The organism is Streptomyces sp. STAM6 (assembly GCF_054963715.1).
The window spans coordinates 66021-77935 of sequence record NZ_JBUEFZ010000020.1; the positions used below are offsets into that span (position 1 = coordinate 66021).

The window sequence follows — 11915 nt, forward strand, 5'->3', positions numbered from 1 at the left end:
GAGCCTTAGATGAACTTCTGGCTCGCGAGGAACTCGGCCAGCTGCTTGCCGCCCTCGCCCTCGTCCTTGACGATCGTGCCGGCCGTGCGGGCCGGACGCTCCGCCGCCGAGTCGACCGCGGTCCAGGCACCCTCGAGACCGACCTCGTCGGCGTCGATGTCCAGGTCGTCCAGCTCCAGGGACTCCACCGGCTTCTTCTTGGCGGCCATGATGCCCTTGAACGACGGGTAGCGGGCCTCGCCCGACTGGTCCGTCACGGACACGACGGCCGGCAGGGACGCCTCCAGCTGCTCGGAAGCGGTGTCACCGTCACGGCGGCCCTTGACGGTGCCGTCCTCCACGGAGACCTCGGAGAGCAGGGTGACCTGCGGCACGCCCAGACGCTCGGCGAGGAGGGCCGGCAGGACACCCATGGTGCCGTCGGTCGACGCCATGCCGCAGATGACCAGGTCGTAGCCGGTCTTCTCGATGGCCTTGGCGAGCACCAGCGACGTACCCATGACGTCGGTGCCGTGCAGGTCGTCGTCCTCGACGTGGACGGCCTTGTCGGCACCCATGGACAGCGCCTTGCGCAGCGCGTCCTTGGCGTCCTCGGGGCCGACGGTGAGGACGGTGATCTCCGCGTCGTCCGCGTCCTCGGCGATCTGAAGCGCCTGCTCGACCGCGTACTCATCCAGCTCCGACAGCAGGCCGTCGACGTCGTCGCGGTCGACGGTCAGGTCATCGGCGAAGTGCCGGTCGCCGGTGGCGTCGGGCACGTACTTCACACAGACAACGATCCTCAAGCTCACGCCGGCTCTCCTACTGCATCGTCATTACTGGGCTGCTTGTGTTACACGCAGCATAGGCGCCTGATAGGGCGGTTTCCGGTCGGGGCGGCTGACGCCCCGCTCCGAATATTACTCGTCAGTACACCGATTGCTTTCCCGCTGAGCAAGCGCTTTGCACTGTGACCTTGCCAACGCTGAGTAACCGGGACTTGTCAGTCGCGCAGGGCGTTGAAGCGCCCCTGGTGGTACAGCAGCGGCCGGCCCGCCCCCGCCGGGTCCCCGGCCACGACCTCCGCGAGCACGATGCGGTGGTCACCGGCCGGGACACGGGCCACGACCCGGCAGACCAGCCAGGCCAGTACGCCGTCGAGCACGGGCACGCCCTCCGGGCCGGTGTACCAGCGGGTGGGGGCGGCGAAACGGTCCGCCCCGCTGCGCGCGAAGGTGGCGGCGAGCTCCTGCTGGTGTTCGCCGAGTATGTGCACGCCGATGTGCTCGGCCTCGGAGACGACCGGCCAGCTCGACGACGAGGTGCCCACGCCGAAGGAGATCAGCGGCGGATCCGCGGCGACGGAGGTGAGGGAGGTGGCGGTGAATCCGACGGGGCGCTCACCCCGCGCGGTGACGACCGCCACACCGGCCGCGTGCCGCCGGAAGACGGAGCGCAGCAGTTCGGGTGCGGCGAGGGGCGTGGCGGTGGCCGGGTCGGCGGAGACCGTCATGGAACTGTCCTTCTCGGGGAGGCGCGACTGGGGGATCCGTGGCTGCTCAGTCACCCGGACAGCGCGCGCTCGCGTTGCGGGCCAGGTCCACATGGGCCCGCCCGTGAAGAAGGAGTTCTGGGGGCACAGCGTCAGACTGACGATAGATGGTGGGCGCAGTCAAGGGCGTCCGGGGATGTGGGAGATGTCTCACGGAGGTCCCCTGGCGGGCGGTCTCACGGGGCGTCACACGGCCTGCCCCAGGGCCGCGATGACATCCGCCCTGCGCGGCATGCCCTCGGCCCTGCGGACGATCCGGCCGGCGGCGTCCAGCACGAGCACGCTCGGAGTCCTGGCGATACCCAGGGCGCGGACGAGTCCGAGGTTCTCCTCGGCGTCGATCTCGACGTGTGCGACGCCGCCGACCATCGCCGCCACGTCGGCCAGGGTCCGACGGGTGGCCCGGCACGGCTGGCAGAAGGCGCTGGAGAACTGCACCAGGGTGGCCCGTTCGCCGAGCGGGGCACCGAGCTCGGCGGGCCCCAGGGCATGGGGCCCCAGGGCCTGGCCCCCGGGTTCCGCGGGGCCCGTGGAACCCGCTGTCCCTCCCGGCCGCGCCGCGCTTCCGGCTTCCGCCGGGCTTCCCGGTTCCGCCGCGCTTCCGGCTTCCGCCGGGCTTCCCGGTTCCGCCGGGCCCGCGTGCCCCCGCACTCCGCCGTCCGCGCGCACTGTTTCCGCCTCCCTCCTCGTCGTCCATCCCTCCAGCGCCGGGAGGGCCCGGATGATTCCCGGCGGGGTCACGGCGGGCCCGACGTGACGAGGATCTCGCCGTTCCCCGGCACCAGGACTGGCTACTCGTCCGTTCATGGGGCACGATCTGCGCAAAGCCGTAAACCTACGGCTACGTAACTTTCCCGCCGGGATCCCCCTTCCCAGGCAGAGAGAAGGGTCCACTCCGTCCATGGCCGAGCTTGCCTATCGTCCCGCCATCGGTCTCGCCCTGACGCTGTTCAAGGCCTGGGACCTGAAGATCGACTGCAAGGGATCGGAGAACATCCCGCGCTCGGGCGGTGCGGTGCTGGTGAGCAACCACATCAGCTACCTCGACTTCATCTTCGACGGTCTCGCCGCCCTGCCCCAGAAGCGCCTGGTGCGCTTCATGGCGAAGGAGTCGGTGTTCCGGCACAAGATCTCCGGCCCGCTGATGCGGAACATGAAGCACATCCCGGTGGACCGCAAGCAGGGCGAGGCGGCGTACGCGCACGCGCTCGCCTCGCTGCGTTCCGGCGAGATCGTCGGTGTGTTCCCGGAGGCGACCATCTCGCAGTCGTTCACGCTGAAGAGCTTCAAGACGGGCGCGGCACGGCTGGCCCAGGAGGCCGGGGTGCCGCTGATCCCGATGGCCGTGTGGGGCACCCAGCGGCTGTGGACCAAGGGACACCCGCGCAACTTCAAGCGCAGCCACATCCCGATCACCATCCGGGTCGGGGAGGCCATCGAGGCCTCGCGCGACAAGTACGCGGGGGCGATCACGCGTCAGTTGCGCGAGCGCGTCCAGGAGCTGCTGGAGGCCGCACAGCGCGCCTATCCGGTACGCCCCAAGGGCCCGGACGACACGTGGTGGATGCCGGCGCACCTCGGCGGCACGGCTCCGACTCCCGAGGAAGTGAAGGCCGCCGAGGCGCGCTGAACTCATCGCGGGCCCGGGTCCGGGGCGTGGACGGTGATCCGCGCTCCGGGGCTCAATTTCTCCAGCGACTCGGCGAGTTCGGTGCCCGCGGCCTCGAGCTCACGATGGGTCATCGGTGCCAGGCTCTCCAGCAGGAAGATCGCGTTCACCGATTCCCCGGTGAGCCGGGTGCGGGGCCCCTGGCGCCAGTTCCAGCGCCGGCACGTCACGCCCTCGTCGTCACGCCAGACGATTTCCCCGGCGTCCGGGTGCTCCACCGTCTCCTCGCCGCCCGCCACGGTGACGAACGGTTCGTCGCCGGCCGCGCGCACCAGCCGCATGCCGCCCTCGATCCGGTCGAGGTCCTCACCGCCGACCGGGACGAGGTGGGCGACGCTGATCGCGTTGTAGGCGTCGACGAGCAGATTGATCCGCGGCAGCCCGCCGTCCGCGAGGGCGCGCTTGGCCAGGGCCTCGGCGGAGTTCCGGGTGCGGGAAGGCTTGGCGCCGAAGGCGGTGTACGCCGCGCGCCAGGCCACCATGTGCGGGTCCTCGTGCGGCGCCCGGCCGTCGAGGCGCTCGGCGAGGCGGCGCGCCGCGTCGTCGAGCAGAGCGGAACTGGTCGCGTCACTGGGACCGTTGACCAGCCCGCGGGCCTCGACGGCAAGATGGGCGAAGCCGGGGACGAGGGTGCGCACCTCGTCGGCGACGGTGAGCGTGAAGGTCATGATCCGCCGTTCGGAATTTTCGTCGGAAACACTGTCTCACGGTTCACCCTACCGCACCGATCAGTACAGTTTACTGAACCACAATCCGCCGGAAACGGCCGACCGGAAGGTGAGGGCCTTCCGGTCGGCCGTTTCCGTCGCCGAGCGTGTCGCCGCCGTGGATCAGCGGGCCATCTCTTCCTTCAGCGCCTGGAGGAAGGAGTCGACGTCCTCCTCCGTGGTGTCGAAGGAGCACATCCAGCGCACATCCCCGGCCGCCTCGTTCCAGAAGTAGAAGCGGAAGCGCTTCTGCAGGCGCAGACTCACCTCGTGCGGCAGCCGGGCGAAGACCGCGTTGGCCTGCACGGGGTGGAGGATCTCCACCCCGTCGACGGCGCGCACGCCTTCCGCGAGGCGCTGGGCCATCGCGTTGGCGTGCCGGGCGTTGCGCAGCCAGAGGTCCTTGGCGAGCAGTGCCTCCAGCTGCACGGACACGAACCGCATCTTGGAGGCGAGCTGCATCGACAGCTTGCGCAGATGCTTCATGTGGCTGACCGCGTCCGGGTTGAGGACGACGACGGCCTCGCCGAAGAGCATTCCGTTCTTCGTGCCTCCGTAGGACAGGACGTCCACCCCGACCGCGTTGGTGAACGCGCGCATCGGCACATCCAACGAGGCGGCCGCGTTGGCTATCCGGGCGCCGTCCAGGTGGACCTTCATGCCGAGCCCATGGGCGTGCTCGACGATCGCGCGGATCTCGTCCACCGTGTAGACGGTGCCCAGTTCGGTGTTCTGGGTGATCGAGACGACCTGCGGCATCGCGCGGTGCTCGTCCTCCCAGCCCCAGGCCTGCCGGTCGATGAGCTCGGGCGTGAGCTTGCCGTCCGGGGTCGGCACGGTGAGCAGCTTCAGCCCGCCCATCCGCTCGGGGGCACCGCCCTCGTCCACGTTGATGTGCGCGGACTCGGCACAGACGACCGCACCCCAGCGATCGGTGAGCGCCTGCAGGGCGGTCACGTTGGCGCCGGTGCCGTTGAAGACCGGGAAGGCCTCCGCGGTCGGGCCGAAGTGGCTGTGCATGACCCGCTGGAGGTGGTCGGTGTAGTCGTCCTCGCCGTAGGCGACCTGGTGGCCGCCGTTGGCGAGGGCGACGGCCGCGAGCACCTCCGGATGGGCTCCGGCGTAGTTGTCGCTGGCGAAACCGCGTACCGCGGGGTCGTGGTGCCGCCGTGCGTCGGTCTTGGCCGGGGTCAGGGCTTGGGGGTCAGCCACAGGCGCTGTCCATTCACTTCCGGGGCGGGCCGGTCCCAGACTCCGGCGATGGCGTCGGCCAGCTCCTTGACGTCGGTGAAGCCCGCGAACTTCGCATTCGGGCGCTCGGCGCGCATCGCGTCGTGCACCAGTGCCTTGATCACCAGGATCGCAGCCGCGGCCTTCGGGCCCTCGTCGCCCCCCGCCTTGCGGAAGGAGTCGCCCAGGGCGAGCGTCCACGCCTCGGCCGCGGCCTTGGCGGAGTTGTACGCGGCGTTGTTGGCGATCGGCTTGTGCGCGCCGACCTGGCTGACCAGGACGTAGCGGCCGCGGCCGCTGCGCAGCAGGGCGTCGTGGAAGGCGAGGGAGGTGTGCTGCACGGTGCGGATGAGCAGCTTCTCCAGCAGGTCCCAGTCGGCGAGGTCGGTCTGCTCGAAGGACGCGCTGCCGCGCCAGCCGCCGACGAGGTGGACGAGACCGTCGACCCGGCCGAACTCCTTCTCCGTCTTGTCGGCCCACTCGCGGGAGGCGCCCAGGTCGAGCAGGTCGACGGTGTCGCCGGTGACGGTGGCGCCGCCGTGCGCGTACCGGGCGGCGTCGACCGCCTCGGCGAGCCGCGCGGGGTCGGCGTCCGCGGCGACCACGGTGGCGCCGGCCTCCGCGAGCCGCAGGAGGGTGGCGCGGCCGGCCGGCCCCGCTGCGCCGGCCACGGCGATGACGGCACCGTCGAGCACGCCGTTTCCGTTGCTGTTCATCGTGGTCTCCTCGGTGACGGCACTCACGCGGCGGGCCGCTCGGACTGGGCGGTGATGCCCTTGGTTGAGGCGATCACGGCCTTCAGCTTCTTGGCGAGGGCCTCGTAGAACATGCTCAGCGGAAACTCGTCCGGAAGCACGTCGTCGACGAGCTTGCGCGGCGGCTGCGTCAGGTCGAGGGCGTCGGGGCCCTTGGCCCAGCGGGAGCCCGGGTGCGGGGCGAGGTAGGTCGAGACGAAGTCGTACGCCGCGAACCAGTGGACGAGCTTGGGGCGGTCGATGCCGTCCCGGTAGAGCTTCTCGATCTCGGCGCAGAGCTGGTTGGTGACCTGCGGGGCGCGGTCCCAGTCGATCTTCAGCGTGTTGTCGGTCCAGCGCACCACGTCGTGCTTGTGCAGGTACGCGAAGAGCAGCTGGCCGCCCAGTCCGTCGTAGTTGCGGACGCGGTCGCCGGTGACCGGGAAGCGGAACATCCGGTCGAACAGCACGGCGTACTGCACGTCGCGGCCGTGCTGGTTGCCCTCGGCCTCCAGCTTCACGGCCTCCTTGAAGGCGGTGAGGTCGCAGCGCAGCTCCTCGAGGCCGTACATCCAGAACGGCTGGCGCTGCTTGATCATGAAGGGGTCGAAGGGCAGGTCGCCGTGGCTGTGGGTGCGGTCGTGGACCATGTCCCACAGGACGAAGGCCTTCTCGCAGCGCTCCTGGTCGTCGACCATCTCGCGGATGTCGTCGGGCAGCTCCAGGCCGAGTATGTCCACCGCCGCCTCGGTGACGCGGCGGAAGCGCGCGGCCTCGCGGTCACAGAAGATGCCGCCCCAGCTGAAGCGCTCGGGGGCCTCGCGGACGGCGATGGTCTCCGGGAAGAGGACGGCCGAGTTGGTGTCGTACCCGGAGGTGAAGTCCTCGAAGGTGATGCCGCAGAAGAGCGGGTTGTCGTAGCGGGTGGCCTCGAGCTCGGCGAGCCACTCCGGCCAGACCATGCGCAGCACGACGGCCTCGAGGTTCCGGTCGGGGTTGCCGTTCTGCGTGTACATCGGGAAGAGCACCAGGTGCTGGAGTCCGTCGACACGGTCGGCGGCCGGCTGGAAGGCCAGCAGCGAGTCCAGGAAGTCCGGCACCCCGAAGGAGCTCTCGGCCCACTTGCGCAGGTCTGCGACGAGCGCACGGTGGTACGCGGCATCGTGCGCGACCAGCGGGGAGAGCCGCTCCACGGCGGAGACGACCCGGTCGAGCGCGGCCTCCACCACGGCACGGGAGGGGGCACTCTCGGCGTCGAAGTCGATCGAGCCGTCCGGCGACTGCCAGCGGCGGATCTCTTCCACGGCATTCTTGAGCTCGGGCCAGGCCGGGTGGTCAACCACCCTGGCGTCGGTGGACACGTCTCCACCCATCACGTCCTGCACAAGAATTTCCGTCATCACCATTCCTCCACGGGAGAACCTCGCGTTAAGGCACCGTATCCATGGGTGGTTCTCCGCCACAAGTGGGCCAGGAAGAAATTATCCTGCCGACCCCCCATGGTCACCGCGATTTTTCCTGTCCAGTCCGCCCCGCACACACGCATCCCTCACGACCCCCGGGCGCCGACCGATCCGGAGCACTCCATTCCGCAGCCTGGCGAGCACGCTCACGGCACGGCCTCGTCAAGGCTTCGGCGACACGCCCACGCGCGAGTGAAATGCCTGTCCGCGCGCGGCCCGGCCCGGGTAGGACGGTCGCGCCCCCTGCCGCCACCCACCCCGGAGCGATACGCCATGAGCATCCGCGCTGTCCTCGTCGCCGCCCTCCTGACCGGCTTCGTGCTCGGCATGGCCGCCACCCGAGCGGACCACTCCGGTCCGTCGCGCGAGACCGGTTCCATCTCGGTGACGGACCGTTAGGCTGCCGCCGTGCCGCGTGGGCACCGCGCCGCGCGGGGAGCCGCTTTCGACGGAAGCGAGAAGACCTTGAGTTTCCTCACCATCGGTCATCGCGGAGTGATGGGTGTCGAACCCGAGAACACCCTGCGCTCCTTCGTCCGCGCCGAGAACGCGGGCATGGACGCCATCGAGCTGGATCTGCACCTGAGCAAGGACGGCGAACTCGTCGTCATGCACGACGCCGAAGTGGACCGCACGACCGACGGAACCGGTCCGATCGCCGAGAAGACCCTCGCCGAGCTGCGCGAACTCGACGCGGGCGGGGGCGAGCGCATCCCGGTGTTCGAGGAGGTCCTGGAGGCGGTGCGAGCCCCTCTCCAGGCCGAGATCAAGGACGTCGCCGCCGCCCGCGCGCTGGCCGACGTCATGGTCCGCCGGGACCTGGCAGGCCGGATCGAGGTCTCGTCCTTCCACGACGACGCGGTCGCCGAGATCGCCCGGCTGGTCCCGGGCGTGCGAACGGCTCTCATCGCCAGCCGCTGGGGCGCCGACATCGTCGAGCGGGCGGAGGCGGTGGGCGCCGCCACGCTGGCCCTGAACATCCGCAGGCTCACCCTGGAGACCACCGAGCGGGCACGTGCCGCCGGACTGCGGATCATCGGCTGGGTGGTCAATACGCAGGAGCACCTGCGGCTGGTGCGCGCCCTGGAACTGGACGGGGCGACCACCGACTACCCGGAGATCCGCCGTACCGGCCGGTTCACCGCCTGATCGGCTTCCCCGCCGCGCCGCCGGGAGTCGCGTTTTGTACCGTTCGTCACAGGTGTAACCGGAATCGCCCCGGGAACCCGCGTCAGGATCCAGCAGGTCTCCCACACCGGAACGGACGCATATGAGCAGCGGCTTCTTGGGCTCGGAGGGCTTCGGCCCTGACCCGTTTCACGAGTTTCTGGCCCGGTTCTTCGGTGCCGGGACGGGTGCGGCCGGCGGGGGGCGGTCCGGCTCCAGGTACCTGGACATCGGCCGGCTGATGAGCGAGCCGGCCCGGCGGATGGTCGACGAGGCGGCCAGCTACGCGGCTCAGCACGGCAGCACCGACCTGGAGACGGAACACCTCCTGCGCGTCGCCCTCGACACCGAGCCGACCCGCGACCTGGTGGCCCGCTCCGGAGCCGACCCGGACGCCCTGGCCGCGGAGATCGACCGGACGGCCGGCGACGGGCCGCCGCAGTCGCGCATCGCGGTCACCCCCGCGGTGAAGCGGGCCCTGCTCGACGCCCACGATCTGGCACGGCACATCGGCGCGTCCTACATCGGGCCCGAGCATGTGCTCGCCGCGCTGGCGGCGAACCCGGACTCCGCCGCGGGGCGCATCCTGAACGAGGCCCGGTTCGGCTCCGGCCCGCTGCCGGGGCCCTTCCCGCGCAGCTCGGCCGGCTCCTGGGAGAGCCCGGCCGAACAGCGGCCCGGCCCGCAGCGCAACACGCCCACCCTCGACAAGTACGGCCGCGACCTGACCGACCTGGCCCGCGCGGGTCGGATCGACCCCGTCATCGGCCGCGACGACGAGATCGAGCAGACCGTCGAGGTGCTCTCCCGGCGCGGCAAGAACAACCCGGTACTCATCGGTGACGCCGGCGTCGGCAAGACGGCCATCGTCGAGGGGCTGGCACAGCGGATCGCCGAGGGCGACGTGCCCGACATCCTGCAGGGCCGCAGGGTCGTCGCGCTGGACCTCTCCGGGGTGGTCGCGGGCACCCGCTACCGCGGCGACTTCGAGGAGCGGATGAACGCGATCATCGACGAGGTCCGCGAGCACTCCGGGGAACTCGTCGTCTTCATCGACGAGCTGCACACCGTGGTCGGCGCGGGGGCGGGCAGCGGCGGCTCCGAGAGCGGCTCGATGGACGCCGGCAACATGCTCAAGCCCGCGCTCGCCCGGGGCGAGCTGCACGTCATCGGTGCCACGACGCTCGAGGAGTACCGCCGGTACATCGAGAAGGACGCGGCGCTCGCCCGCCGCTTCCAGTCGATCCTGGTGCCGGAGCCGAGCCCCGAGGACGCGCTGGAGATCCTGCGCGGGCTGCGCGACCGGTACGAGGCGCACCACCAGGTCCGGTACACCGACGAGGCGCTGCTCGCCGCCGTCGAGCTGTCCGACCGCTACCTCACCGAGCGGTTCCTGCCCGACAAGGCGATCGACCTGATCGACCAGGCGGGCGCCCGGGTCCGGCTGCGGACGCGGACCGCCGACACCGATGTGCGCCTCCTGGAGCGCGAGGCGGAACGGCTGCATCGGGACAAGGACCAGGCCGTCGCGGCCGAGCAGTACGAGCGGGCCACCGAGCTGCGCGACCGGATCATCGAAATCGACCGGCGGATCAAGGACGGTCACGGCGAGCGGCCGACCGGCGACGGCCGGATCATCGAGGTCACCGCCGAAGACGTGGCCGAGGTGGTCAGCCGGCAGACCGGCATTCCGGTCAGCAGCCTCACCCAGGAGGAGAAGGAGCGGCTGCTGGGCCTGGAGGAGCGTCTGCGAGGGCGGGTGATCGGCCAGGACGAGGCGGTCGCCGCGGTGTCCGAGGCGGTGATGCGGTCCCGTGCCGGGCTCGCGGACCCCCGCCGGCCGATCGGCAGCTTCCTGTTCCTGGGGCCGACCGGAGTGGGCAAGACCGAGCTGGCCCGGGCTCTCGCGGAGGCGCTCTTCGGCAGCGACGAGCGCATGGTGCGGCTCGACATGAGCGAGTTCCAGGAGCGTCACACCGTGAGCCGGCTGGTGGGAGCCCCACCGGGATACGTGGGCCACGAGGAGGCCGGCCAGCTCACCGAGGCGGTGCGCCGTCACCCGTACTCGCTGCTGCTGCTGGACGAGGTGGAGAAGGCCCACCCGGACGTCTTCAACATCCTGCTGCAGGTGCTGGACGACGGCCGGCTGACCGATTCCCAGGGCCGCACGGTCGATTTCAAGAACACTGTCATCGTGATGACCAGCAACCTCGGCTCCGAGGCCATCGGCAGCGGAAGGGGCCTGCTCGGCTTCGGCGCCGGCGAGTCCGAGGCCGACGCCGAGGCGATGCGGGAGCGGGCGCTGCGACCGCTGCGTGAGCACTTCCGGCCGGAGTTCCTCAACCGTATCGACGAGATCGTCCTCTTCCACCGCCTGGTGGAGGACCAGCTGCGCCGGATCACGGACCTGCTGCTGGAGGAGACGCGCCGCCGGATGCAGGCGCAGGACATCGGCGTCGAGTTCGCTCCGGAGGCGGTCGAGTGGCTCGCCCGCCGCGGTCACCAGCCCGAGTACGGGGCGCGCCCGCTACGCCGCACGATCCAGCGCGAGGTGGACAACCGGCTGTCCCGGCTGCTGCTGGACGGGCGGCTGGTCGCGGGCGCCCGGGTGAAGGTCACCGTGGGCAACGGCCAATTGGCGTTCCACACCGACGAACCGCAGGCCGGGGCCGCGCCGGACGGCGGGGCGGCGCCGCCCGCCGGGCCGGCCCCGGACACCGGACCGGGCGCGGCTCCGGAACCGCCGCTGCCGCCCGGTACCTAGCGGTCACGGCCGGTCGTCAGGCCAGGTCCTTGACCAGGAGCTCGAACTGGAGGTCGTCGCGCTGCGGCAGGCCGAAGCGCTCGTCGCCGTAGGGGAAGGGGGTCATCTTCCCCGTACGGCGGTAGCCGCGCCGCTCGTACCAGGCGATCAGTTCCTCGCGCACCGAGATCACCGTCATGTGCATCTCGCGCGCGCCCCACTCCTCGCGCACCAGGCGCTCCGCCTCGGCGATCACAAGCCGGCCGAGACCGCCGCCCTGGAGGCCGGGCCGGACGGCGAACATGCCGAAGTAGGCGGCCTCGTCACGGTGCTCGAGCTGGCAGCAGGCGATCAGGTCACCGTCGCGCTCGACCACGAGGAGCCGGGAGCCTGGCGACGTGATGACCGCCCGGACGCCGTCGGGGTCCGTGCGCTGCCCCTGGAGGATGTCCGCCTCGGTGGTCCAGCCGGCGCGGCTGGAATCACCGCGGTACGCCGACTCGATCAGCGTGACGAGCGCGGGCACATCGGCCTCTGCGGCGTCGCGGTACGTCAGCCCGGCCGTGTCCTGGGGCACTGCGGTGTCCATGGTGAGCGGTCTCCCCTCGGTCCTGGTCTTCCCGGCTGCCGAGCCTAACGCGGCTGACGTCGTGCTCCCCCCGTACGCCCCT

The 11915-nt window shown here is 70.9% G+C and carries 12 protein-coding genes; 4 read left to right on the top strand and 8 right to left on the bottom strand.

All coding sequences use genetic code 11. The annotated features are described in order from the left end of the window. Window positions 1–5: 5 nt before the first annotated feature. From ACY34K_RS22215 to ACY34K_RS22225, 3 genes are all read right to left on the bottom strand, one after another. Window positions 6–791, bottom strand: coding sequence for an electron transfer flavoprotein subunit beta/FixA family protein (locus tag ACY34K_RS22215; RefSeq protein WP_462749731.1), 786 nt, complete (start codon window positions 789–791; stop codon window positions 6–8). Between the two features lie 191 nt (window positions 792–982). Further along, window positions 983–1492 (bottom strand): flavin reductase family protein, encoded by a 510-nt coding sequence (locus ACY34K_RS22220; RefSeq protein WP_462749733.1) that lies wholly within the window; start codon window positions 1490–1492, stop codon window positions 983–985. A 225-nt stretch (window positions 1493–1717) separates the two neighbouring features. Beyond that, window positions 1718–2032, bottom strand: a complete 315-nt coding sequence (locus tag ACY34K_RS22225; protein ID WP_462749813.1) for a TlpA family protein disulfide reductase — start codon at window positions 2030–2032, stop codon at window positions 1718–1720. 400 nt (window positions 2033–2432) lie between these two features. Here ACY34K_RS22225 and ACY34K_RS22230 point away from each other — a divergent pair, with 400 nt between their 5' ends. Beyond that, window positions 2433–3161, top strand: coding sequence for a lysophospholipid acyltransferase family protein (locus tag ACY34K_RS22230; RefSeq protein ID WP_462749735.1), 729 nt, complete (start codon window positions 2433–2435; stop codon window positions 3159–3161). Between the two features lie 2 nt (window positions 3162–3163). Here the strand turns inward: ACY34K_RS22230 and ACY34K_RS22235 are convergent, their stop codons facing one another. The 4 genes from ACY34K_RS22235 to ACY34K_RS22250 all read right to left on the bottom strand — a co-directional run bounded on the left by ACY34K_RS22235 (window position 3164) and on the right by ACY34K_RS22250 (window position 7271). Next, window positions 3164–3868, bottom strand: coding sequence for a B3/B4 domain-containing protein (locus tag ACY34K_RS22235; RefSeq protein ID WP_462749737.1), 705 nt, complete (start codon window positions 3866–3868; stop codon window positions 3164–3166). 162 nt (window positions 3869–4030) lie between these two features. Beyond that, window positions 4031–5101 (bottom strand): threonine aldolase family protein, encoded by a 1071-nt coding sequence (locus tag ACY34K_RS22240; protein WP_462749816.1) that lies wholly within the window; start codon window positions 5099–5101, stop codon window positions 4031–4033. Beyond that, complete coding sequence (locus ACY34K_RS22245; protein ID WP_462749738.1) at window positions 5098–5853, bottom strand: SDR family NAD(P)-dependent oxidoreductase; 756 nt, start codon at window positions 5851–5853, stop codon at window positions 5098–5100. The genes ACY34K_RS22240 and ACY34K_RS22245 overlap by 4 nt, the downstream gene beginning before the upstream one ends. 23 nt (window positions 5854–5876) lie before the next feature. Continuing rightward, on the bottom strand, window positions 5877–7271 hold the full coding sequence (locus ACY34K_RS22250; RefSeq protein ID WP_462749740.1) for a DUF6421 family protein: 1395 nt from the start codon (window positions 7269–7271) through the stop codon (window positions 5877–5879). Window positions 7272–7607: 336 nt separating this feature from the next. Between ACY34K_RS22250 and ACY34K_RS22255 the strand changes: the two genes are divergently transcribed. The 3 genes from ACY34K_RS22255 to ACY34K_RS22265 all read left to right on the top strand — a co-directional run bounded on the left by ACY34K_RS22255 (window position 7608) and on the right by ACY34K_RS22265 (window position 11265). Beyond that, window positions 7608–7733: a hypothetical protein gene (locus ACY34K_RS22255; protein WP_462749742.1), complete on the top strand. Its 126-nt coding sequence runs from the start codon at window positions 7608–7610 to the stop codon at window positions 7731–7733. A 66-nt stretch (window positions 7734–7799) separates the two neighbouring features. Further along, window positions 7800–8483 carry a glycerophosphodiester phosphodiesterase gene (locus ACY34K_RS22260; RefSeq protein WP_462749819.1) on the top strand — a complete coding sequence of 228 codons (684 nt, stop codon included), beginning with the start codon at window positions 7800–7802 and terminating at the stop codon, window positions 8481–8483. A 121-nt stretch (window positions 8484–8604) separates the two neighbouring features. Next, window positions 8605–11265 (top strand): ATP-dependent Clp protease ATP-binding subunit, encoded by a 2661-nt coding sequence (locus ACY34K_RS22265; RefSeq protein WP_462749744.1) that lies wholly within the window; start codon window positions 8605–8607, stop codon window positions 11263–11265. A 16-nt stretch (window positions 11266–11281) separates the two neighbouring features. On the opposite strand, the gene ACY34K_RS22270 is transcribed toward ACY34K_RS22265, so the two are convergent. After that, window positions 11282–11833, bottom strand: a complete 552-nt coding sequence (locus ACY34K_RS22270) for a GNAT family N-acetyltransferase (protein ID WP_462749746.1) — start codon at window positions 11831–11833, stop codon at window positions 11282–11284. Window positions 11834–11915 lie beyond the last annotated feature (82 nt).